This is a genomic window from Rhodoferax sp., from assembly GCF_011391645.1.
GTDB lineage: Bacteria > Pseudomonadota > Gammaproteobacteria > Burkholderiales > Burkholderiaceae_C > Rhodoferax.
Genome location: NZ_JAABQC010000038.1, coordinates 1 through 21577, shown reverse-complemented (window position 1 = coordinate 21577; position 21577 = coordinate 1). Strand labels below are relative to the sequence as shown.

The following is a 21577-nucleotide window of genomic DNA, read 5'->3' as shown; positions in this document are numbered from 1 at the left end:
CATCTTGCATGCGTCAATTCTTCATGAGAATTCGTCAACACTGGAAGCTGGTGTTCGGTGGTTTGGTCGCACTTTTTGTGTTTTCAGTTTCAGTGGGCATTTCCGGTGCTTATGTTCTGGCGCACACCAGCACCGAGGAGTTCTGTGTGAGCTGCCACGAAATGTCTTACAACTTTGCAGAGTACAAAGGCACGATTCATGACAGCAACCGCACGGGTGTGCGTGCCATATGTACCGATTGCCATGTGCCGCATGAACCCGGGCCGCTGGTGTGGGCCAAGATCAAGGCGACCAAAGACTTGTACTACACCTATATTTCGCCGTCCATCGACACGCCAGAAAAATTTGAGGCCAAGCGCGCCCACATGGCCCAGAACATCTGGCGCGAGATGAAGGCCAACGATTCACAAACTTGCCGCAGTTGCCATCGGGAAGACAAGATGGACCCCATTCTGCAATCCGAAAAGGCCAAAGTGCGTCACGCCAAGGCCAAGGTCGACGGCAAGACCTGCATTGAATGCCATTTCGCCATTGCCCACAAGGAGCCGGAGGGTCCGGGTCCGGCCGAGTTGTTCAGTGAGTCGGCTGCAAAGCCCGAGTAATTTTTTAACCTGAAGGAGACGAAGATGATGAAATTGAAACTGTTGACTGTGCTTGCCGGTGCTGTGGTTGCTTTGCCTGCCATGGCTGCGGACGTGACTTACCGCAATGACATGGCGCCTCTGCTGAAAAAGTACTGTGCCGAGTGCCATGCGGCCACTGCGGATGCGCCTTCCATGGCTGAATTCAAACTGGACGAGGAAAAATACAAGAAAGCCAAGGTCGGCCCGCGCAGCGACACCTATGAGCATCTGCTGCAATTGGTGAACGGCAACTCTACCGGCGCTTTCATGCGCCGCCTGGATGATGGCACCAACCCTTACGCCAAAGAAGGCAAGCCTGGCAATATGTACAAGTACTTGGGTGAAACCGAGGCTGAGCGCGCAGCCAATTTCAAGATTGTCAATGCCTGGGTTGTGGGGGAAGGCAACAAGTGGGATATGAACGGTATCGGCCAGCGCGGTGACATGCCACCGATCACGCTGGAACAACTGAGAAGAATGAAACTCAAATATTGATTTGAGTCCCGCTGTGTTCATGCAAAGCCGCTGGATTCAGCGGCCTTTTCGTGGCGCGCGCCCTTTACTTGATCAAACCTTCAGCGCGTAGCGCCTCCTGCACGGCAGGCCGCTCCGCGACGCGGGCCATGAGTGCGCTCAGGTTGGCCATGCCGGAAATCTTCACGCCCACATGCTTGCCCCAGCCGGCCACCACAAACAGATAAGCGTCGGCCACTGAATAGCGGTCACCTACCAGGTAGGTTTTGCCTGCCAACTCGCCGTCGATCCAGGCCAGCCGTGAGATCAGCCGGGTTTTGGCGGTGTCTTTGACCTCAGCGGGCATACCTGGCGCAAACAGGGGCGCGAAGCCACCCTTGTGCAATTCCGTGCTCATGAGGTTGAGCCATTCTTGCAGTTTGTAGCGCTCCCAGGTGCCATTGGCCGGGGCCAATTGCTTGTCTGGCACTTGGTCGGCAATGTATTGCACGATAGCCGGGCCTTCGTGCAGCGTGCGACCGTCATCAAGCACCAGATAAGGCACATAGCCCAGCGGATTGATGCTGTAGTAGTCTGTGCCGTCAGCCAGCTTGTGAGTTTTGGTGGGAGCGGCAATGGCCGCAAAGGCCAGACCTGACTCCTTGAGCGCGATGTGCGGGGCCAGCGAGCTGGCGCCGGGTGAGTAGTAAAGCTTCATGAAAATCCTGTAAGAGGTTCGCCCCGGATCGACATGATCCGTCAATTGGGCCATGCTAACGCGGGTTGGTCGGGCTTGCCCGACCCGGGCCTAATCCACCGTTGCGACCGGGGGGTTGAGTCGCTCGGCTGCCCAAAGCACCTGCTTGACAACCGACTCGACGGCGGCACGCTGCTTGCTGTTTGTGAGCTGTCCTTCGGCATCGAAGGCCGTGCCGGCCTGGCCCAGCGCGAATTGCTGTGGGGCTACCCAGCATTGCAGGTTAATCAGCAATGGAGCGAGGTGCTGCAGTGAGCGCAAGCCGCCCAAAGCGCCTGGCGAGGCAGCCAGCAGGCCGACGACCTTGCCGGCAAAGGCTTTGCTGCCATCGCTCCATTCAGGGTCGCCCTTGACCGGACTCGAGGCCCAGTCCAGGGTGTTTTTCAGCAAGGCGGTGTAGCTGCCGTTGTACTCCGGTGAGCAGATGATCCAGCCCGAATGTTCGAACAAGGTCTCTTTCAGGCGTATCACATCGGGTGGTGTGCCAAGGGCTTCCAGGTCGGCGTTATACAGCGGTATGTCCAGACTGGCGAGCTCCAGCAGCGTGACCGTGGCCCCGGCTTCTCTGGCCAGCGCAGCGGCGGCTTTGGCCAGTTGGCGGTTGAACGACCTGGCGCGGGTGCTGCCGGCAAAAATCAGGAGCTTCATGGGATCGCCTATTTGTTAAGCACGCGTGCCACCGGGTGGTGGCGCAGCCTGAAGGCATCGGGCATGCCGGAGCCCAGCAAGGGGCGCAGGTACATGCGAAACGCGTCGGTCACATCGGTGCCGCTGGCGGTGATGAACTCGTCTTCCATGACGCGGGTTTTGCCCGCCACGGCTTCCAGCGGCAGCAGTTCGTAGTCGACCGAGTAAAAGCCGGTGCGCTTGATGGCCACCGAGCCATCACGTCCGCCCCACATGGCAAACTGCACGGCTTTTTCACCCACCTCACGGGCTTCGCGCTGGTCGACGTCCGACACGCAACCAATGAATGAGCGCTGCAGGTAGCCGAAGGTGTCGCCGCGCACACGCTTGATCTTGAGCTTGGACTTGATTTCTTCGCATAACAAATCCGCCAGCGCGCCGTTGCCTGACAGCTGCACATTGCCATGCGCGTCGTGTTCCATTTCCTTGGCCAGCAGCGCCGTGATGGGTGTGCCGCTGGCATCGTGGATGCCTTCAGAGACCGCAATCACGCAGCGGCCATGGCGCTCGTACATGGTTTTGACATCAAGCAGAAATTGATTCAAATCAAATGTGCGCTCCGGCAGATAGATCAGATGCGGGCCGTCGTCGGGGAATTTCTTGCCCAGGGCGGAGGCCGCCGTCAGGAAGCCGGCATGGCGGCCCATGACCACACCCACATAGACGCCCGGCAGGGCGGCATTGTCGAGATTGGCGCCGGCAAAGGCCTGCGCCACAAAGCGCGCGGCTGAAGGAAAGCCGGGGGTGTGGTCATTACCGACCAGATCGTTGTCAATGGTCTTGGGGATGTGGATGCAGCGCAGGTCGTAATTGGCCGCCTGCGCCTCCTGGCTGACAATGCGCACGGTGTCGGACGAGTCGTTGCCGCCAATGTAGAAAAAATGACCAATCTTGTGCGCCTGCAGCACTTTGAAGATTTCGTGGCAGTAGGCGGCATCAGGCTTGTCGCGGGTTGAGCCCAGGGCGCTCGACGGCGTGTTGGCAACCATCTCCAGGTTGTGGCTGGTTTCCTGTGTCAGATCGACAAAGTTTTCGTCGATGATGCCGCGCACACCATGGTGGGCACCGTAGATATGGCCGATCTGACCGAAACGGCGGGCCTCAAGCGCAACGCCCACCAGTGACTGGTTGATGACGGCAGTGGGGCCGCCACCTTGGGCGACGAGTATTTTTCCGGAGGCCATGGGCTTGATCCTTCACAAGGGCTATAAAAAAGAATGATGAATTGTGCCTCTGATGTTGACCAAATTCTGCCGGGGCGACGGTTAGAGCAGCTTTTCGTGTGCGTCGGTAAAATCGGCTTCTTGCTTGCGCGCGCTGGGCTGGCAAGATGTCTGATTTGCGCCCTTTCGATTGACCACCATGCTATACCCACAAAATTTCGACGTGATTGTCGTCGGCGGCGGCCATGCCGGGACCGAGGCTGCTCTCGCTGCAGCGCGCATGGGATGCAAAACCCTGCTGCTGAGCCACAATATCGAGACGCTGGGGCAGATGAGTTGCAACCCGTCGATTGGCGGAATCGGCAAGGGGCACTTGGTGAAGGAGGTGGATGCACTCGGCGGCGCCATGGCGGCAGTCACCGATGAAGCCGGCATCCAGTTCCGGATTCTCAATTCAAGCAAAGGTCCGGCGGTGCGCGCTACCCGGGCCCAGGCCGACCGCATTCTGTACAAAGCGGCCATTCGCCACCGGTTGGAAAACCAGCCCAACTTGTGGCTGTTTCAGCAGGCGGTGGATGACTTGATGGTGGAAGGCGACCGGGTGGTTGGGGCCGTGACCCAGGTTGGAATCTGTTTTCGCTCCAGCACGGTGATACTGACGGCGGGCACTTTTCTGGACGGCAAGATTCATGTGGGCATGAACAACTATGCCGCGGGCCGTGCCGGTGACCCTCCGGCGGTGTCTTTAAGCGCACGGCTGAAAGAACTCAGATTGCCGCAAGGCCGCCTGAAGACCGGCACCCCACCACGCCTGGACGGCCGCAGCATCGACTTCAGCCAATGCACCGAACAACCCGGCGATGGCATGTCTGGTGGCATGAGCCCGCAGATGCCGGTGTTCAGCTTCATGGGTCGGCCCGAGCAACACCCGCAGCAGATGTCATGCTGGATCACCCACACCAACGAGCGCACCCATGACATCATTCGCAGCGGCTTTGACCGCAGCCCCATGTTCACCGGCAAGATCGAGGGCGTGGGGCCGCGTTATTGCCCCAGCGTGGAAGACAAAATCAACCGCTTTGCCGACAAGGACAGCCACCAGATTTTTCTGGAACCTGAAGGCCTGACGACCCACGAGTATTACCCCAACGGCATCAGCACCAGCCTGCCATTTGACATTCAGTACGCCCTTGTGCGCTCCATGCCGGGGCTGGAAAACGCCCATATCTTGCGGCCAGGGTATGCCATTGAATACGATTACTTTGACCCGACGCAACTGAAAAGCTCGTTTGAGACCAAGGTGATCGGCGGCCTGTTTTTTGCCGGGCAAATCAATGGCACCACAGGCTACGAGGAGGCCGCGGCGCAGGGCCTTTTTGCCGGCATCAACGCGGCGCTGCAGGTGCGCGCGATGGGTGGTGGCAACGCGCAGGCCAGTGCGGCGGGTGCCATTGCCTTTGGTGGAGAGGCCTGGCTGCCTGGCCGTGACGAAGCTTATCTGGGCGTGCTCGTTGATGACCTGATCACCAAGGGCGTGACCGAGCCCTACCGCATGTTCACCAGTCGCGCCGAATACCGGCTGCAACTGCGAGAGGACAACGCCGATGCACGGCTGACCGAAGTGGGGCGTCAATTGGGTTTGGTCGACGACTCCCGCTGGCAGGCCTTCAACCAGAAGCGGGACGCTGTTTCACGTGAAACAGAGCGCCTGCGCTCGATCTGGGTCAGCCCCAAAAATCTGGAGGCCGCTGAAGCTGAGCGGGTGCTGGGTAAAGCCATTGACCATGAATATAGCCTGGCTGAACTGCTCCGCCGCCCTGATGTGACCTATGAATCGCTGATGTCCCTGAATGGTGGCAAGTACGCGCTGGCTGAATTGCCGGTGGGTGTTTCACGTGAAACAGGTGTGCTGTCACCAGCGGCAGCTTTGGCGGCATCGGTGATTGAGCAGGTTGAAATTGCCTCCAAATATTCGGGTTACATTGGCCGCCAGAAGGACGATGTGGAGCGCGCGGCCCACTACGAAAAGCTCAGGCTGCCGCAAGACCTGGACTACACGCAAGTGGGTGCCCTGAGCATTGAAGCGCGGCAAAAATTAAACCGCCATAAGCCGGAGACGCTGGGGCAGGCTTCACGCATTTCTGGCATCACCCCGGCGACCATTTCATTGTTGACGATCCATTTGAAGAAGACCAAATTCAAAGGGTTTGCGCTCAACCCGTCAGAGAACGAAGCGGTTTGATGCAAGGCCTGGATGCCAAATTACGGGCCGGCCTGGCGGCGCTTGGTTTGCCGCTGAGCGACGCCCAGGTGAATCGCTTGCTGGAGTACCAGGCGTTGATCGGGAAGTGGAACAAGGTTTACAACCTGACTGCGGTGCGCGACCCGGCTGAGATGCTGACGCACCATTTGCTGGACAGTCTGGCAGTGATTTCGCCCTTGCGACGACAACTGGCGCAGATGCCGCAGGGTGCCGAAGGCCAATCGCCACGTTTGCTGGATGTCGGCTCGGGGGCCGGTCTGCCCGGTGTGGTGATCGCCATCTGCTGTCCCGAGATCCAGGTGGATTGCGTCGATACGGTGGGTAAAAAAGCCGCATTTATCCAGCAGGCAGCGGTGTCGCTCAAGCTGCCCAATCTGCGAGGCGTTCATGCCCGTGTCGAAAACTTGACCAACCAATACCATGTGGTCAGTTCACGCGCCTTTGCGTCGCTGGCCGATTTCACCAACTGGTCGGCACGGGCGCTGGCTACGCAGGGCGTATGGATGGCGATGAAAGGCAAGCATCCCGATGACGAGTTGGCCGCATTGTCCTCGGGCGTCAAGGTGTTTCACGTGGAACGCCTGAGCGTGCCGGGTCTTGATGCCGAACGTTGTTTGATCTGGATGAAGGCGGTCGTTCCTGGCGCTGATTAATTGACAAGCTGCCTTGTGCAGAGGAGGGTTGGATGTTTGGCATTTCTGACTATGGTGCGTTTGTGGTCGCGTTCATCGTGTTGCTGTTTATTCCCGGGCCGGGCAATCTGGCGATCATCACGTCCACCACCAAGGGTGGCATCCTGGGTGGGTTGGCGGCCACCCTTGGATTGATGCTGGGTGACCAGGTGCTGATGTGGCTTGCAGTGGCGGGCGTTGCTGCATTGCTGATGGCTTATCCCGCTGCCTTTAATGCGGTGCAGTGGCTGGGTGCGGCATATCTTGCCTGGCTGGGCTTCAAGATGCTCACCGCCAAACCGGGAGCGCCGGCCATCATCCAGATCAAACCCCACCATTATTTTCAGCAGGCCATGACCATCACGGTGCTGAACCCGAAAGCCATTGTGTTTTACATGGCGTTCCTGCCGCTGTTCATTGACCCCAAGGCGCATTTGGGTTGGCTGACCTTTGCTGCCATGGCGGTGACGGTGGCAGTACTGGCCTTCATCTATTGCTTTGCGGTCGTGCTGCTGACGCATTTTTTGGCTGAGCGATTGCGTGCCAGCCCCAGGGTGTCCTCGGCGCTGCAAAAATTAGCCGGTATTTGCCTGATTGGCTTTGGTTTCAAGCTCGCTTTGTCGCGCTGAACGCGCTCGGCTTGTGGGTGCGATTCAAAGTTACCAGGCCCAAGCAGGCGTCACGACTACTGATGAAACAGTCGGGCGATGCGCTTTGCTGCGTGTCCCCCGACCGCTGCGCGGTCTCCGCCTTTACCTCCGCAAAGCGCATCGCCCGACTGTTTGGATGAACCTGTCGATTTGCTTGCAGGGGAGATTTGAAGCAGTGGCCTGGTCACCACGCCGGGTTTAGCCCGAGACCTTGAGTTTTTCGTATTGCACATCAGTTTGAACGGCACCCTCGCCTTGTTGCCTTGAGCCCAATTACACTAGTATTCATGTTTCACGTGAAACACGCCTTTTACTCTTCTACTCGGTAAGCATTCCATGGCCAAAATTTTCTGTATTGCCAATCAAAAGGGCGGTGTGGGTAAAACCACCACCACGGTCAATTTGGCGGCGGGTCTGGCCAAGGTGGGGCAACGGGTGCTGATGGTTGACCTGGACCCGCAGGGCAATGCCACCATGGGCTCGGGGGTGGACAAGCGCAAACTGGAGTTGACGGTGTACGACGTGCTGCTGGAATCTGCCTCGATTGCAGAAGCGCGTGTGCAAAGCAGCAAGCTGGTCGATGCGGGTTGCAGCTACGATATTCTGGGAGCCAACCGTGAATTGGCAGGCGCAGAGGTGGAGATGGTTGAGTTGGAGCGCCGCGAAAAGCGCCTGAAAAACGCGCTCACCCAGGTTGAAAAAGACTACGACTTCATTTTGATTGACTGCCCACCGAGCCTGTCAATGCTCACGCTGAATGGCCTTTGCTGTGCCCATGGCGTGATTGTGCCGATGCAGTGTGAGTATTTTGCCCTTGAAGGCCTTGCCGATCTGGTGAACACCATCAAGCAGGTGCACGCCAATTTGAACAAGGAGCTGGCCATCATCGGCTTGCTGCGCGTCATGTTTGACCCCCGCATCACCTTGCAGCAGCAGGTGAGCGAGCAGCTCAAGGCCCGTTTTTCCGACAAGGTGTTCAATACCGTGATTCCGCGCAATGTGCGCCTGGCCGAGGCCCCCAGCTACGGTGTGCCAGGGGTGGTGTTTGATCCGTCCAGCAAAGGGGCTCAGGCCTTTGTCACTTTCGCCCAGGAGATGGTGGAGCGCATTGAGAAAATGTAGTCCATCGGTCTCTGGCCCATCTTGGAAAAGCACAATAAGCTATTGAATTTATAGTGATTAGACCCAGCAATATTCTCATCCTGCCCGGTTGGCAAGGCTCTGGAGCCGAGCACTGGCAAAGTCTGTGGCAAGCGCAGTTTGCTTACCCGCGCGTGGAGCAGCACGATTGGCAGGCGCCGCTACGTGGCGACTGGATTGCCCGTCTCGAAGACGTGGTGTTGTCCGCCGATGCACCTGTGGTGCTGGTGGCACACAGCCTGGGCTGCATGTTGGTGGCGTCATGGGCGGCGCACAGCCGCAATGCGCATCGTGTCAAGGCCGCGCTGTTGGTGGCGCCAGGTGACGTCGAGCACGAGGCGTTGCGACCGGTGCTGGCCAGTTGGTCGCCGATTCCGCGGCAAACCCTGCTGTTCAAAAGCACGCTGGTGGCCAGCCAGGATGACCCCTATTGCAGCTTCGAGCGAGCCCGGGGATTCGCTGCCGCCTGGGGTTCCAGGTTGGTGGACGCTGGCGCGGCAGGGCACATCAATGCTGACTCGGGGCTGGGCGACTGGCCCCAGGGCCAAGCGCTGCTCAAAGAACTCATTCATTGTTAAAAGGGGAGATGGTCATGGTCACAAAAAAACTCAAGGGCCTGGGCCGCGGGCTGGAAGCCTTGTTGGGCCCCACAGTCACGGAGTCCTTCACCGCCGACGGCGGTGAGCTTCCTTCGGCAAATACGGGCTTGCCGTCGACGTTGTTGCTCACTGATCTGGTGCCTGGCCAATACCAGCCGCGCACCCGCATGGACGAGGGCGCGCTTTACGAGCTGGCTGAATCGATCAAGGCACAAGGCATCATGCAGCCGATTCTGGTGCGCCGGCTGAGTGATGCCGATGCCGAACTCAAGCGCAGCCAGCCATCGACCAATTTCACCGGCGGCACCAGTGGTGGCGGCGTGGTGCGCCCGGTCTATGAAATCATTGCCGGTGAGCGCCGCTTTCGGGCCGCCAAACTGGCGGGCCTCGACAGTGTGCCGGTGTTGGTGCGCGATGTGCCCAACGAGTCGGCCGCAGCCATGGCGCTCATCGAAAACATCCAGCGCGAAGACCTCAACCCGCTCGAAGAAGCGCAGGGCGTGCAGCGCTTGATCAAGGAATTTGGCCTCACGCATGAAACTGCCGCCCAGGCTGTGGGCCGCTCGCGCAGTGCCACCAGCAACCTGCTGCGCCTGCTGAATCTGGCTGAGCCGGTGCAAACGATGTTGATGGCGGGAGACATTGACATGGGCCACGCCCGCGCCCTGTTGGCGCTGGACAAGGCCACCCAGATCACTGCCGGCAATCAGATCGCCACCAAGAAAATGTCGGTGCGCGAGGCGGAGAGCCTGGTCAGAAAGATCAGCGCCGAGTTTTCACTGGTGGCCGTCAAACCCAAAAAAGACAAGTCGCGCGACCTGAAACGGGTGGAGGACGAACTGTCCGACCTGCTGATGGCCCAGGTCGAGGTGCGGGTAAAAAAACGCGTCAAACGTGCCGGGCGGCTGGAGGAAATGGGCGAGCTCAGCATCCAGTTTGGCTCGCTCGATGAACTCAATGGCCTGATCGACAAGCTGCGGGGCACTGGTTCACGCTAAATTTCCGGCGCGCTCAAGCCTATAAGGTTGATATTCATCATTGATCGGCGAGTTTTAAGGTTAAAAGCCTTAAGATAATCCATAGAATCACCTTCGACGGGATGTTTTCCCGCAAGGAGAAGGTCATGGTTCGAAGATCGCTTGCCACTGTGCTGGCCTCGCTGGCAATTTTGGTTGCGCCATTGGCAAGTGCCATTGACTCCGCCTCCGTCGTGCGCGGAGGGCGCCTCTATGACAACTGGAGCCTCGAATCTAAGGGGCGATTGCCCAATCATCCCAATCCGGCCTTTAACACCAGGGGCGTGCCGGTCGCCACCGCGGATGGTTGGCGTTGCGTGGAGTGTCACGGCTGGGACTACAAAGGCAATCACGGCATCAAGGGCATCAGCGATCGACAAAAGACAGATCCGACCGCCATCGCTGCCCTGCTCAAGGATGCCAACCACGGGTATGGCGAACTGCTGGGCGAGAGCGACCGGCTCGACCTTGCCAACTTTGTCGTGAGCGGCCAAACGGATGTGCGCAAGCTTTTTGAGCTGGCCCGGCAGACCAAACCGGCAGCGGCAAATTCAGACAAGGCGTATGCCACGCTGTGCGCCAATTGCCATGGCCTTGACGGGGCGCGCCTGCGTCAGATGCCACCGCTTGGCGAGTCAGCCCGCCAGCGCCCCTATGAGGTTCTGCACGTTGCCCTGAACGGTCACCCGGGGGGCAACATGCCCGCCCTCAGGACGCTCGGTGATGAGACGGTGGCAAAAATGCTCGCCTACCTGCAGACCCTGCCGAGCATCAATCTGGCGGCGTCCATTGCCAACGGCGGGCGTCTTTACGATGACTGGCAGGTGCATACCGGTGGCCAGCGTCAGGCCTTGCCGCATCCGGCTTATCCGCCCAAGGCCTACTATGCCAGCGCTGCGTCTGAAACCTGGCGCTGCAAGGAATGCCATGGTTGGGATTACAAGGGCAACCAGGGCCAGTACGCCAGTGGCAACCATGCCACGGGCATCAAGGGGATCCGTGCCATGGCGGGTGCTGAACCGGTAAAAATGATGGAATACCTGCGCAGCAGCTCGCACCTCTTTGGCGCGGTACTGAAGCACCGCGATCTGCAGGATCTTGCCAACTTCGTGAGCTATGGGCAAATCGATATGGACAGCCTGATCGATGCCCGTAGCGGCCAGTCACGCGGCGACGCCACGCAGGGTGCCGCGCACTACCGCAGCATGTGCGCCGGTTGCCATGGGCTGGAGGGGCGTTTCGTTGCGAAACGTCATGTGGGTCGCATAAGCCGGGAAGACCCGTGGCATGCCGCGCACAACATGCTCAATGGCCATCCTGACGACACCATGCCCGCTTTGCGCGAAGTTGACCCGAAAGTGATCAGCGACATCCTGGCGCACATGCAGACCCTGCAGGAGCGGCGTTAGCTGTCAGGCGCACCGTGACGGCCATGTTGCCGTCGACGGTGAACACACCGGGGTTTACTTCACTTGCAGCAGGCTCTCGTCCCACTTGGCGTGTTTCTCCAGCCCCGCCAAATTGGCGACAGTGGCCGCGATGTTGGACAGACCCGCCGCCGCCGTCTGCTTTAACCCCAGCTTGCCGCCCGTGACCTTGTCAAACAAGATCAGCGGCACCGGGTTCAGGGTGTGGGCGGTTTTGGCCTTGTAAGAGCCGTCGGTGTTCAGAGAAGGTTGTTTGGTCTTTTTGTCCAGCTCGTACATCTCGTCGGCGTTGCCGTGGTCGGCAGTGATCAGGGCCACCCCACCGGCCGCTTCAATGGCCGGCAGCAGGCGTGCCAGCGCCAGGTCAACCGCTTCCACGGCCATGGTGGCAGCGCGAAAGTTGCCGGTATGACCCACCATGTCACCATTGGCAAAGTTGCAGCGCAACAGCTTGTATTGTCCGCTTTTGAGGGCTGCGATCATTGCGTCGGTGATCTCGGCAGCCTTCATCCATGGGCGTTGTTCAAAAGGCACCACGTCGCTGGGCACTTCCTGCCAGGTTTCACCCTCGAATTTGTTGGAGCGGTTACCGTTCCAGAAGTAGGTGACGTGGCCAAACTTTTGGGTCTCGGAGCAGGCAAACTGGGTCAGCCCCGCCTTGCTGAACCATTCGCCCGAGGTGTCCTTGATGGCTGGTGGGGTTACCAGAAAACGCTTGGGCAGTTGCAGGTCACCGTCGTACTGGAGCATGCCGGCAAAAGTCACCTGCGGGCTGCGCACGCGGTCAAAGCGGCTGAAGTCTGCCTCGACAAATGCGCGTGTGATCTCAATGGCACGGTCACCCCGGAAGTTGTAGAACACCACCGAGTCTCCGTTCTCAATGGTGCCGATGGGCTGGCCGTTCTCGGCAACGACAAACTCCGGCAAATCCTGGTCGATGGTGCCGGGGTGGCTGGCGCGCAGGCCGTTCACCGCCGCCGTGGCGTTGGCAAACTGCGGGCCCTGGCCCAGCACATGGGTTTTCCAGCCTTTCTCGACCATCGGCCAGTTGGCGTCGTAGCGGTCCATGGTGATGTTCTGGCGGCCACCGCCGGAGGCAATGCGGGCGTCAAAGCCATTGGTGTTGAGCTCGCTCAGAAAAGCCTCGAACGGCACCACATAGTCCAGCGCGCTGGTCTCGGGCACGTCGCGCCCATCCAGCAGGGCATGGATGCGCACGGTTTTCACCCCCTCAGCCTTGGCCTGAACCACCATGGCTTTCAGGTGGTCGATGTGGCTGTGCACGTTGCCGTCAGAAAACAGGCCGATGAAGTGGATCACCCCGCGACCCGCCTTGGCCCCGGCGACGATCTGTTGCCAGGCCTGGCCCTGCCAGATCGAGCCGTCGGCAATCGCATTGGCCACCAGCGCAGCGCCCTGGCTATACACCTGCCCGGCGCCAATGGCGTTGTGGCCGACCTCGGAGTTGCCCATGTCGTCGTCTGACGGCATGCCCACTGCGGTGCCGTGGGCGCGCAGACTGATGTGGGGAAATTCGGCCATCAGGCGGTCCAGCGTGGGTTTGCGGGCGGCGGCAATGGCGCTGCCCACATCGAGCTTGGGAATGCCGTAGCCGTCCATGACGATGACCACCACCGGGCCTGGTACCCCGGCAAAGGCGGCGAATTTTTGTAGCATGCTGAACTCCTGAAATGATGACACGGGGCCGGCGTTGCCGGGGTAAACCCGGACAGCATCGGCAACCCCGCTATCTTCCCTCAAATTGGTGGGCAGAACCGATGCCTGGGTGATGAAAAGTGCGCGGCTCAGAGTGTCACCGGACGCCCGGATTCTGAAGAGGCCATGATGGCCTCGATGACCTGCTGCGCCGCCAGCGCCGAGCGCCCGGTTACGGCAGGATCGCGGCCCTGGCGCACGGCGTCAATGAAGTCACGCAACACGGCGCGGTGGGCGCCGTGGTCGAAGGCCATCGGGTCGGCCCCGCCGCCACCGGCCTGCGCATCCCCGACTGCCAGGGTTTGGCCGTTCATCAACGCCACTTGCAGCACCCCGGCCTCCAGGCTGGCGCTGCCCAGCGTGCCGTTGAGCTCCAGCCGCTCGGGAAAACCGGGGTAGGCCGCCGTGGTGGCTTGCACGGTCGCCATGGCGCCGTTGGCGTAATGCAGCAGGGCGCAGGCGCAGTCCTCGCCCTCCAGCGTGTGCACCGGGCTGGTGCTGGCCAGCCCCATCACCCGCGCGGGCAGGCCGGTGCAGGCGAGCAGCAAGTCGAGGGTGTGGATGGCCTGGGTGATCAGCACACCGCCGCCGTCGCGCGCCAGCGTGCCGCGCCCGGGCTCGTCGTAATAACTCTGGGGACGCCACCAGCGCACGCTGGCCGAGGCGCTCACCAGCTGGCCCAACTCACCGGCGTCCAGCAAGGCGCGCAAGCGGATGGCCGCCGGGCGCAGGCGGTGCTGCAGCATCACGGCCAGCTTCACGCCGTGGTGTTCGCACACCCGGACCAGTGCCTGGGCGCGTGCCAGGTCGACCTCAAGTGGTTTCTCCACCAGCACATGTTTGCCAGCCTGCGCCAGCCGCTGCACCAGCGCGAGATGGGTGTTTGGCGGCGTCAGCACCAGCACGGCCTGCACGCTGGCATCTTCCAGAATGTCTTCGAGCCGGGTGGTCCTGCGCGTGCCGTGGGGCAGCGGTGTGGCGGCCAGTCGCGTGGCATCGCGGGTATGCACCCACACCATTTCCGCTTCACCGGCCAGGTCTTGCAGACTTTTGAAATGCGGGCCTGAGCCCAGTCCGGCGCCAATCACGGCCAGCCGCAAAGGACCGGAAGGCATGCCTGACAAGACAGTCATTCAGCGCACCAAGGCCGCTACAGCAAGTCGGCCATGGCATCCAGCGGGATGATGGCGCCATGGTGCGCGATCACACGGGCCGCCAGGCGGTTGCCGAATTGCGTCGCGTCTTCGGGTGTGTTGCCGCGCAAGCGTCGGCTCAGGTAACCCGCGGCAAACGAGTCCCCTGCGGCCGTGGTGTCGACCACGTTCGTCACGGTCTGAGTGGGCACGCTGTGCCATGGGCCGCTGCCCGAGCGCACCAGGGTGGGCGCCGCGCCGCGCTTGATGACCACTTCAAACACGCCCAAATCTTGCGCGGCTGCCACCGCGAGCGCCAGCGAGTCAAAACCAAACAGCGCCTGGTGGTCGTCGGCGGTGATGAGGGCGGTGTCAGCCACCGCAAAAGCGCGGCTGAAACAGTCGCGCGCGACCGCAATGTCCGGCCACAGGCTGGGCCGGTAGTTGTTGTCAAACACCACCGTGGCACCACGCTTGCGCAGCGCCTGGGCAAAGGCCAGCAGCCGGTTTTGGCCGTCGGCAGGCAGGATGGCCAGGCTGATGCCTGAGAAGTAAAACGCGTCCCACTCGCCGATTCTTGCTTCCAATGGTGTTTCCGCGATTTCAAAATAGGCTTTGGCCGCGCTGTTGTCGCGCCAAAAGCTGAATCGGCGCTCTCCCTGCGCGTCAACCTGGATCTGGTACAGGCCCGGCATGCGACCCGGGATGTGGCGCACCAGGTCCAGGGCCAGTCCATCCTGCGCCCAGCGGCGCTCCAATTCAAGACTCAAGGCGTCGTCACCCAAGGCGGTGGCGTACCAGGCCTTGATGGCGCCAGCACCGCAGCGTGTCAGGTACACCGCGGTGTTGAAGGTGTCACCGCCATAACTTTGCTGCATGGCACCAAAGGCCGCGCCGTTGAGTTCCAGCATGCACTCACCAAAAAAGGCGACTTTGATTGGGTTTTTCACAGTAAATCAGTTCTTTACACACACCGTCAACTTGCCCGCGTCTTTCCTGAGCGGTGGTCCAGCACACTCACGATGACGCGTCCAGCGGGAAATGGGTACAGCCCAGGCGCGCCGAGATGTCGCGGCTCGCCTCGCGCAGCAGGGCCACCACTTCCTGGGCGCGCGCCGGGTCATAGCGAAAGATCGGGAAAGAAATGCTCATGCCCGCCACCGGGCGATTGAGCCGGTCAAAAATCGGCACACCGACACAACGCACATGGTCCTCAAACTCTTCGCGGTCCTCGCCAAAACCTTGCGCCTTGACGCGCTGCAGTTCCTGTTCGTAGGCCTGCCGGTCGACGATGGTGGTATCGCGAAAGCGTTTGAACTCAGCGCCCTGCAACACATGGTCCCGATGCTCGGGCGTGTCCCAGGCCATCAGCACTTTGCCAATGGCGGTGCAATGCAGGGGCGCGCGGCGCCCGACCCTGGAATACATGCCCAGGGTGTGGCTGGAGTCAACCTTGTGCAGATAAATGATTTCGCTCTCAATCAAGGTGCCCAAATGCACGGTTTCACCGGTTTTGTCGGCCAGTGTTTGCATGTGGTTTTTGGCCAGGTCCACCAGCTCTGGGTATTGCAAGGCCTTGGTGCCCAACTCGTAGACCTTCATGGTCAGGGCGTAGCGCTCACTGTCGGCCTCCTGGCGCACATAACCAAGCGTGATCATGGTTTGCAGGAACCGGTAGACCGTGGCCTTGGGCATTGCCAGACGCACCGACAGGTCGGAGATGCCGGACTCGCTGCGGTCGGCCAAGGCCTGCAACAAGCCAAAAGTTTTCAAAACAGCGGCAACCGACTCGGGTGGTTTGCCGGCAAAAGAGTCATCATCCATTTTTATTCCCTGATTTCCCTGATTCCCTGTGAAAGGGCTAACGCGCCAGCCAGCCGCCGTCCACGGCCAGGGTGTGACCATGGACATAGTTGGAAGCCGCTGACGCAAGAAACACCACCGGGCCGGCCATGTCGTCGGGCAAACCCCAGCGGCTGGCCGGGATGCGGCCCAGAATGGCGGCGTTGCGGTCGGGGTCGGCCTGCAAGGCGGCGGTGTTGTCGGTCGCCATGTAGCCGGGGGCGATGGCGTTGACGTTGATGCCGTGACTGGCCCACTCGTTGGCCAGCGCGCGGGTCACACCCATCACCCCGCTCTTGGAGGCGGTGTAGGACGGCACCCGCACACCGCCCTGGAACGACAGCATGGAGGCCACGTTGATGATCTTGCCGCCCGTGCCCTGGGCGATGAACTTGCGGGCCACGGCCTGGCTCAGGAAGAAGACGGTCTTCAGGTTCAGATTGACCACATCGTCCCAGTCCTTCTCACTGAAATCGATGGCATCGGTGCGCCGGATGATGCCCGCGTTGTTGACCAGAATGTCGATCTTGCCGTTCAGGGCCAACGCCTGTTCGACCAGACCTTCGAGGCCACTGGTGTCGGACAGATTGGCGCGCAGGTCCAGAAAACGCCGACCCAGCGCCTCGATGGCGGTGCGGGTCTCGGCCGGGTCGCTCATGTTGACACCGACAATGTCGGCGCCGGCCTGGGCCAGTGCCACGGCCATGCCCTGACCCAAACCGGTGTTGCAGCCGGTCACGAGGGCCACGCGGTCCTGTAGTTGAAAGTTGTCCAGAATCATGAGTGTTGCTCCGTGTTTAACGCAAGGTGGTCATGGGCACGTGGTCCATGTCCTTGAACACCTGGTTCTCGCCAACCATGCCCCAGATGAAGGTGTAGGCCTGAGTGCCCACACCACTGTGGATCGACCAACTCGGGTTGATGACCGCCTGCTCGTTGCGCACCACGATGTGACGCGTTTGGGTCGGCTCGCCCATCATGTGGAACACCGTGGCATCGGCGGCCATGTCAAAGTAGAAATACACCTCCATGCGGCGGTCATGGGTGTGGCAGGGCATGGTGTTCCACATGTTGCCGGGTTCCAGTTGGGTCATGCCCATCGACAACTGGCAGGTCGGCAACACATCGGGCACCAAGAATTTGTAAATGGTGCGGCGGTTGCTGGTGGCGGGCGAGCCCAGGGTTTCCGGCGAGGCCTGGGCCAGCGTCACCTTGCGGTGCGGGTAGGCGGTGTGCGCCGGGGCGCAGTTGAAATACAGCTTGGCGGGTTGGTCGGCGTTGACGCTGAAAAACTCCAGGGCTTGCGCGCCCTGGCCAATGTAAAGCGCTTCGCGCCCGTCAACTTCAAAAGTCTCGCCATCCACCACCACGCGGGCGGCGCCGCCAATGTTGATCAGGCCCAACTCGCGGCGTTGCAAAAAGAAATCGGTGCCGGTGTGGCGTCCGAGATCGGCCGCGAACGACACCCCGCTTGTTACCGGCATGATGCCGCCGACGATGATGCGGTCAATCTGGCTGTAGGTCAGGGTGACCTGGTCGCTCTGGAACAGGTCCTGCACCAGAAAATGCCTGCGCAAGCCCTCGGTGTCCAGGCTGCGCATGTGTTCGCTGTGGATGGGTTGACGGATTTCCATGATGACTCCAGGGTCGGTTGATGGTTAAAAAACAACGCGCCTTCATCGTGAAGGGCTGATCTGTTAAATTTGAAACAATGGTTCAAAAATTTTTCTTACTGATATAGTAGCACCAAACAAGACGGTAAAAGTTGCCGCAGACGAGGGACAAACCTCAACATTTCCTGATCCAAAGGTAAATCCATGAACTACTTTGAAGGCACTGCCACTCCTTGGACCGAACTGGGCGACGGCCTGCGGCGCAAGATCATCGGCCACACCCCCCAACTCATGTCGGTGCTGATGCAGTTTGACAAGGGCGCGGTCGGCACGCCCCACGCGCACGATGTGCACGACCAGATTGCCTACGTGGTGGCCGGCTCTTTTGAAGCCACTGTGGATGGTGAAGTCCGAGTGCTTCGCGCGGGTGATGCGTTTATTGCGCCGCACCTCACCAGCCACGGCGTGCGGGCACTGGAACAAGGCAGCCTGCTGCTCGACCAGTTCTCGCCGCGCCGCGACGACTACCTGCCGCCGGGCGCCCAGGCTTGATCGGTCGCTCATTTCAGCAGCAGGTTGGGCAGCCACATGGAGATCGCGGGGATGTAGGTCACCGCCATCAGTACCGTAAACAGCGCGATAAAGAACGGGTACAAGGCCTTCACCACCGTCTCAATCGGCAGTTTGGCCACTGCCGCACCCACAAACAGCACGCTGCCTACAGGGGGCGTGATCAGACCCATGGCCAGGTTCAGCATCATGATCATGCCGAAGTGCACCGGGTCCACCCCCAGGCTGGTGACAATGGGCAGCAGGATGGGGGTCATGATCAGGATCAGCGGGGCCATGTCCATCAACGTGCCCAGCAGCAGCAGCAGCACGTTGATCATCAGCAGCACCACAATCTTGTCACTTGACACGCTGGTGAACAGCCCGGTGATCTGCTGCGGAATCTGCATCAGGGTCATGATGTAGCCAAAACTGGCGGCAAAACCGATCAGGATCATCACAATCGCCAGAGTCTTGACGGTGCGGTGCACCAGCTTGGGCAACTCGTTCCACTTGTAGTCACGGTAGACAAACATGGTCACCCCGAAAGCCCACAGCACCGCCACGGCCGCCGACTCGGTGGCAGTAAACACGCCACTCAGGATGCCGCCCAGAATGATGAAGATGGTCATCAGGCCCCACAGCGCGTCGACCACAATTTTCAAAGCCTCTTTCATCGGGATGACACGGCCTTTGGGAAAGTCTTTCTTTTTGGCGATGACCAGGCACATGATGGCCAGCGTCAGCCCGAGCAACAAGCCGGGCAGCACACCCGCCAGAAACAGCGCCGCAATCGACACCGAGCCGCCGGCCGCCAGCGAGTAAATCACCGCGTTGTGGCTGGGCGGAATCAAAATGGCCTGCACCGAGCCGCTGATGGTGACCGCCGTGGCAAAGTCACGCGGGTAGCCTTTTTTCTCCATCTCGGGAATCAGCACCGAGCCAATCGAGGCGGTGTCGGCCATCGATGAGCCAGAGATGGCGCCAAAAAAGGTGGACGCCAGAATGTTCACCAGCGACAGGCCACCGCGCACGAACCCAACCAGCACGCCGGCAAAGGCCACCAGCCGGTGCGCCATGCCGCCCTCGGCCATGATGGCACCGGCCAACACGAAAAACGGGATCGCCAACAAGGAGAACTTGTTCACGCCACCGGCAATGGCAATCATGATGGCATCGGCCGGAATATCGATCCACCAGCCACCGATCAGGGCCGACAAGCCCATGGCATAGGCCACCGGCATGCCCATCAGAATCAGTACAAAAAACGAGCCCAGCAATACAAGTGCGTCCATCAGACCACCCCCTCTTTCTTTTCGTGGTCAAAGGTCACCACGGCACGGTTGCCCTGCTGACCAAAAAACATGTGTTCAAGCACAAAAATCAGGGTGGTCAAGCCACCCAGTGGCACGGGCAAATAGGTCACGCCCACCGGCATCCAGGGCAGTTGCCCGATGACCTGGTTCATGGTCTCGAGGCACAGCTTGGCGCCGTAGATCAGGGTGAACAGGGCCACGATCAGCATCAGCACGTCGATCACGCTGGCCAGTGGACCTTGCAGCTTTTTAGGCAAACGCTCGGTCACCATGGCAACCGCAATGTGGGCCCGGGCGCGGTAGGCCGCCGAGGCACCAAAAAAAGTAAAAACCACCATCAGCATCACAGCCACAGGTTCGGGCCAGGGTGAACCTGTGCCCAGCACGTAACGGGTAAAAATGCCCCACGGGACGATCAGCGACATGATCAGGACCGAGATGCCCGAGGTCCAGATACAGGTCAGATAGACGAGGTCGTTGAAGCGCAGTATTTTGTTTTTCATGGCAATGCCTGGCAGTGTTCACCAGGCCCGCTGCGGCTGCCGCGGGCCTGGATCGGACAAAGATTTACTTGACGTCGCCGATGCGCTTCATCAGATCGGCAAAATTGGCGCCGTATTTGGCGCGCACCGGGGCGGTGGCATCAAAGAACAGCTTTTGGTCCACGGGCACAAACTCGATGCCGGCGGCTTTCAGCTTGGCAGAGTAGTCAGCCACACTCTTGTCCCACAGCCCGCGCTGGTCCATTTGGGCTGCACGCGCTTCTTTTTTCACCAACGCCTTGTCAGCGTCCGAGAGCTTGTCCCAAGTCACCTTGGACATCACCAGAATTTCCGGAATGATCAGGTGGTTGGTCTGGGCGTAGTACTTGGTGCCGGCGGTGTAGTGGTTGGAGGTGTAGAGGCTCGGCGGGTTGTTTTCAGCACCGTCGATGACGCCGGTCTGCAATGCGCTGAACACCTCGCCGTAGCCCATCGAGATACCGTTCCCGCCCATGGCGTTCATGGTGTCGACAAACAGCGGGTTACCCATCATGCGCACCTTCAGGCCCTTGAGGTCGGCCGGGGTTTGCACCTTTTTCTTGGTGTACAGACTGCGGGCACCGCCGTCCATCCAGGCCAGACCGACCATGCGGGCTGAGCTGTTGCTGACCTTGTCCAGCAATTCCTGGCCCACGGCGCCGTCAATCACGGCACGCATGTGGGGAATGTCACGGAACACGAAAGGCATGTTGAATACGTTGACCTCGGGCACGATGGGGCCGATCACACCCAGCGAGATGCGGGCCATCTGAATGGCACCAATCTGCACCTGCTCGACCACGGCTTTTTCTTCACCCAGCACGGCACCGGGGAACATTTGCACCTTGATACGACCATTGGTGGCCGCTTCCAGCTGCTTGCCCATGTTCTCCACGGCCACCACCGTGGGATATCCCGCGGGGTGGGTGTCAGAGGACTTGAGCACCAGGTTTTGGGCGCTGGCGGTAAAACTGGCCGAAAGTGCCACGACGGCAACAGCGGCTGCGAGAAGGCTTCTGCGAAAGGTCATGATGATCTCCTTAATTGACCGGGTTGAAAAACTGACAGGGACAGGGAAAAACATCGGCTCCAAGAAGCCGACAGACGGGGAACTCGTTGCACAGGATCATGGTGGGTTCAGCCGCGCTGATGCGTCTCAGCCGCACCGCTGGTGGGCGCATATTTACTCACCGCCTCCCACAAGCCGTTGAGGTACACAGCGCCCAGCGCACGGTCATACAAACCATAGCCGGGCTTGCCGGTTTCGCCCCAGATCATGCGGCCGTGGTCGGGGCGCACATAGCCCTCAAAACCGACGTCATGGTAGGCCTTGACGATCTCCGCCATGTCGAGCGAGCCGTCGCAGGAATTGTGGGTGGATTCGTAAAAGGTGCCATCTGCTTCCACCTTGACATTGCGCAGGTGACCGAAGTGGATG

Annotated in this window: 24 protein-coding genes; 10 read left to right on the top strand and 14 right to left on the bottom strand. The window is 60.2% G+C overall.

Features of this window, described 5'->3' with window-relative positions:
• Both GPS82_RS06870 and GPS82_RS06865 read left to right on the top strand, forming a co-directional pair.
• A partial coding sequence (locus GPS82_RS06870; RefSeq protein ID WP_296492565.1) for a NapC/NirT family cytochrome c occupies window positions 1–602 on the top strand: 602 nt, incomplete at its 5' end.
• A 24-nt stretch (window positions 603–626) separates the two neighbouring features.
• Window positions 627–1118 (top strand): cytochrome C, encoded by a 492-nt coding sequence (locus GPS82_RS06865; RefSeq protein ID WP_296492562.1) that lies wholly within the window; start codon window positions 627–629, stop codon window positions 1116–1118.
• A 64-nt stretch (window positions 1119–1182) separates the two neighbouring features.
• Here GPS82_RS06865 and gstA read toward each other — a convergent pair whose 3' ends face one another.
• From gstA to GPS82_RS06850, 3 genes are all read right to left on the bottom strand, one after another.
• Window positions 1183–1794 (bottom strand): glutathione transferase GstA, encoded by a 612-nt coding sequence (gene gstA / locus GPS82_RS06860; protein WP_296492559.1) that lies wholly within the window; start codon window positions 1792–1794, stop codon window positions 1183–1185.
• 90 nt (window positions 1795–1884) lie between these two features.
• A complete protein-coding gene (locus GPS82_RS06855) occupies window positions 1885–2481 on the bottom strand; it encodes an NAD(P)H-dependent oxidoreductase (RefSeq protein ID WP_296492558.1) in 597 nt (198 codons plus the stop codon).
• 8 nt (window positions 2482–2489) lie between these two features.
• On the bottom strand, window positions 2490–3704 hold the full coding sequence (locus GPS82_RS06850; RefSeq protein ID WP_296492556.1) for a 6-phosphofructokinase: 1215 nt from the start codon (window positions 3702–3704) through the stop codon (window positions 2490–2492).
• A 178-nt stretch (window positions 3705–3882) separates the two neighbouring features.
• On the opposite strand from GPS82_RS06850, the gene mnmG reads away from it, so the two are divergent.
• From mnmG to GPS82_RS06820, 6 genes are all read left to right on the top strand, one after another.
• A complete protein-coding gene (mnmG, locus tag GPS82_RS06845) occupies window positions 3883–5925 on the top strand; it encodes a tRNA uridine-5-carboxymethylaminomethyl(34) synthesis enzyme MnmG (protein WP_296492554.1) in 2043 nt (680 codons plus the stop codon).
• Window positions 5925–6599 (top strand): 16S rRNA (guanine(527)-N(7))-methyltransferase RsmG, encoded by a 675-nt coding sequence (rsmG, locus tag GPS82_RS06840; RefSeq protein WP_296492570.1) that lies wholly within the window; start codon window positions 5925–5927, stop codon window positions 6597–6599. Before mnmG ends, rsmG begins: the two co-directional genes overlap by 1 nt.
• Before the next feature lie 32 nt (window positions 6600–6631).
• Complete coding sequence (locus GPS82_RS06835) at window positions 6632–7246, top strand: LysE family transporter (RefSeq protein ID WP_296492551.1); 615 nt, start codon at window positions 6632–6634, stop codon at window positions 7244–7246.
• Window positions 7247–7603: 357 nt separating this feature from the next.
• On the top strand, window positions 7604–8389 hold the full coding sequence (locus tag GPS82_RS06830) for a ParA family protein (RefSeq protein ID WP_296492548.1): 786 nt from the start codon (window positions 7604–7606) through the stop codon (window positions 8387–8389).
• A gap of 56 nt (window positions 8390–8445) precedes the next feature.
• Complete coding sequence (locus GPS82_RS06825; RefSeq protein WP_296492567.1) at window positions 8446–8985, top strand: alpha/beta fold hydrolase; 540 nt, start codon at window positions 8446–8448, stop codon at window positions 8983–8985.
• A gap of 14 nt (window positions 8986–8999) precedes the next feature.
• The gene (locus GPS82_RS06820) at window positions 9000–10004 is read left to right on the top strand and encodes a ParB/RepB/Spo0J family partition protein (protein ID WP_296492546.1); all 1005 of its coding nucleotides are present in this window, start codon (window positions 9000–9002) and stop codon (window positions 10002–10004) included.
• A gap of 37 nt (window positions 10005–10041) precedes the next feature.
• Here the strand turns inward: GPS82_RS06820 and GPS82_RS06815 are convergent, their stop codons facing one another.
• The gene (locus GPS82_RS06815; protein WP_296492544.1) at window positions 10042–10200 is read right to left on the bottom strand and encodes a hypothetical protein; all 159 of its coding nucleotides are present in this window, start codon (window positions 10198–10200) and stop codon (window positions 10042–10044) included.
• A gap of 106 nt (window positions 10201–10306) precedes the next feature.
• On the opposite strand from GPS82_RS06815, the gene GPS82_RS06810 reads away from it, so the two are divergent.
• On the top strand, window positions 10307–11431 hold the full coding sequence (locus GPS82_RS06810; protein WP_296492542.1) for a c-type cytochrome: 1125 nt from the start codon (window positions 10307–10309) through the stop codon (window positions 11429–11431).
• Between the two features lie 54 nt (window positions 11432–11485).
• Here the strand turns inward: GPS82_RS06810 and gpmI are convergent, their stop codons facing one another.
• The 6 genes from gpmI to kduI form a co-directional block, all read right to left on the bottom strand.
• A complete protein-coding gene (gene gpmI, locus GPS82_RS06805) occupies window positions 11486–13126 on the bottom strand; it encodes a 2,3-bisphosphoglycerate-independent phosphoglycerate mutase (protein WP_296492540.1) in 1641 nt (546 codons plus the stop codon).
• Window positions 13127–13254: 128 nt separating this feature from the next.
• Entirely contained in the window at window positions 13255–14280 is a 1026-nt protein-coding gene (locus GPS82_RS06800; protein WP_296492538.1) for a Gfo/Idh/MocA family oxidoreductase, read from the bottom strand.
• Window positions 14281–14315: 35 nt separating this feature from the next.
• On the bottom strand, window positions 14316–15248 hold the full coding sequence (locus GPS82_RS06795) for a sugar kinase (protein ID WP_296492535.1): 933 nt from the start codon (window positions 15246–15248) through the stop codon (window positions 14316–14318).
• Window positions 15249–15315: 67 nt separating this feature from the next.
• A complete protein-coding gene (gene kdgR, locus GPS82_RS06790) occupies window positions 15316–16122 on the bottom strand; it encodes a DNA-binding transcriptional regulator KdgR (protein ID WP_296492532.1) in 807 nt (268 codons plus the stop codon).
• A gap of 37 nt (window positions 16123–16159) precedes the next feature.
• Entirely contained in the window at window positions 16160–16921 is a 762-nt protein-coding gene (gene kduD, locus GPS82_RS06785) for a 2-dehydro-3-deoxy-D-gluconate 5-dehydrogenase KduD (protein ID WP_296492529.1), read from the bottom strand.
• A gap of 16 nt (window positions 16922–16937) precedes the next feature.
• On the bottom strand, window positions 16938–17774 hold the full coding sequence (kduI, locus tag GPS82_RS06780) for a 5-dehydro-4-deoxy-D-glucuronate isomerase (RefSeq protein WP_296492527.1): 837 nt from the start codon (window positions 17772–17774) through the stop codon (window positions 16938–16940).
• 183 nt (window positions 17775–17957) lie between these two features.
• On the opposite strand from kduI, the gene GPS82_RS06775 reads away from it, so the two are divergent.
• On the top strand, window positions 17958–18305 hold the full coding sequence (locus GPS82_RS06775) for a cupin domain-containing protein (protein ID WP_296492524.1): 348 nt from the start codon (window positions 17958–17960) through the stop codon (window positions 18303–18305).
• Between the two features lie 8 nt (window positions 18306–18313).
• Here GPS82_RS06775 and GPS82_RS06770 read toward each other — a convergent pair whose 3' ends face one another.
• The 4 genes from GPS82_RS06770 to GPS82_RS06755 form a co-directional block, all read right to left on the bottom strand.
• Window positions 18314–19597, bottom strand: a complete 1284-nt coding sequence (locus tag GPS82_RS06770; RefSeq protein WP_296492522.1) for a TRAP transporter large permease — start codon at window positions 19595–19597, stop codon at window positions 18314–18316.
• Window positions 19597–20121 carry a TRAP transporter small permease gene (locus GPS82_RS06765; RefSeq protein ID WP_296492520.1) on the bottom strand — a complete coding sequence of 175 codons (525 nt, stop codon included), beginning with the start codon at window positions 20119–20121 and terminating at the stop codon, window positions 19597–19599. The genes GPS82_RS06770 and GPS82_RS06765 overlap by 1 nt, the downstream gene beginning before the upstream one ends.
• 64 nt (window positions 20122–20185) lie before the next feature.
• Window positions 20186–21169 carry a TRAP transporter substrate-binding protein gene (locus tag GPS82_RS06760; RefSeq protein WP_296492518.1) on the bottom strand — a complete coding sequence of 328 codons (984 nt, stop codon included), beginning with the start codon at window positions 21167–21169 and terminating at the stop codon, window positions 20186–20188.
• Window positions 21170–21276: 107 nt separating this feature from the next.
• The coding region (locus GPS82_RS06755) for a mannonate dehydratase (RefSeq protein WP_296492514.1) at window positions 21277–21577 on the bottom strand (301 nt) is incomplete at its 5' end.

Excerpts from the sequence above, each read along its gene's own strand:
- GPS82_RS06865 (WP_296492562.1), top strand. The coding sequence starts at position 627 with ATGATGAAATTGAAACTGTTGACTGTGCTTGCCGGTGCTGTGGTTGCT.
- gstA (WP_296492559.1), bottom strand. The coding sequence starts at position 1,794 with ATGAAGCTTTACTACTCACCCGGCGCCAGCTCGCTGGCCCCGCACATC.
- GPS82_RS06855 (WP_296492558.1), bottom strand. The coding sequence starts at position 2,481 with ATGAAGCTCCTGATTTTTGCCGGCAGCACCCGCGCCAGGTCGTTCAAC.
- GPS82_RS06850 (WP_296492556.1), bottom strand. The coding sequence starts at position 3,704 with ATGGCCTCCGGAAAAATACTCGTCGCCCAAGGTGGCGGCCCCACTGCC.
- mnmG (WP_296492554.1), top strand. The coding sequence starts at position 3,883 with ATGCTATACCCACAAAATTTCGACGTGATTGTCGTCGGCGGCGGCCAT.
- rsmG (WP_296492570.1), top strand. The coding sequence starts at position 5,925 with ATGCAAGGCCTGGATGCCAAATTACGGGCCGGCCTGGCGGCGCTTGGT.
- GPS82_RS06835 (WP_296492551.1), top strand. The coding sequence starts at position 6,632 with ATGTTTGGCATTTCTGACTATGGTGCGTTTGTGGTCGCGTTCATCGTG.
- GPS82_RS06830 (WP_296492548.1), top strand. The coding sequence starts at position 7,604 with ATGGCCAAAATTTTCTGTATTGCCAATCAAAAGGGCGGTGTGGGTAAA.
- GPS82_RS06820 (WP_296492546.1), top strand. The coding sequence starts at position 9,000 with ATGGTCACAAAAAAACTCAAGGGCCTGGGCCGCGGGCTGGAAGCCTTG.
- GPS82_RS06815 (WP_296492544.1), bottom strand. The coding sequence starts at position 10,200 with ATGGCACTTGCCAATGGCGCAACCAAAATTGCCAGCGAGGCCAGCACA.
- gpmI (WP_296492540.1), bottom strand. The coding sequence starts at position 13,126 with ATGCTACAAAAATTCGCCGCCTTTGCCGGGGTACCAGGCCCGGTGGTG.
- GPS82_RS06800 (WP_296492538.1), bottom strand. The coding sequence starts at position 14,280 with ATGCCTTCCGGTCCTTTGCGGCTGGCCGTGATTGGCGCCGGACTGGGC.
- kdgR (WP_296492532.1), bottom strand. The coding sequence starts at position 16,122 with ATGGATGATGACTCTTTTGCCGGCAAACCACCCGAGTCGGTTGCCGCT.
- kduD (WP_296492529.1), bottom strand. The coding sequence starts at position 16,921 with ATGATTCTGGACAACTTTCAACTACAGGACCGCGTGGCCCTCGTGACC.
- kduI (WP_296492527.1), bottom strand. The coding sequence starts at position 17,774 with ATGGAAATCCGTCAACCCATCCACAGCGAACACATGCGCAGCCTGGAC.
- GPS82_RS06775 (WP_296492524.1), top strand. The coding sequence starts at position 17,958 with ATGAACTACTTTGAAGGCACTGCCACTCCTTGGACCGAACTGGGCGAC.
- GPS82_RS06770 (WP_296492522.1), bottom strand. The coding sequence starts at position 19,597 with ATGGACGCACTTGTATTGCTGGGCTCGTTTTTTGTACTGATTCTGATG.
- GPS82_RS06765 (WP_296492520.1), bottom strand. The coding sequence starts at position 20,121 with ATGAAAAACAAAATACTGCGCTTCAACGACCTCGTCTATCTGACCTGT.
- GPS82_RS06760 (WP_296492518.1), bottom strand. The coding sequence starts at position 21,169 with ATGACCTTTCGCAGAAGCCTTCTCGCAGCCGCTGTTGCCGTCGTGGCA.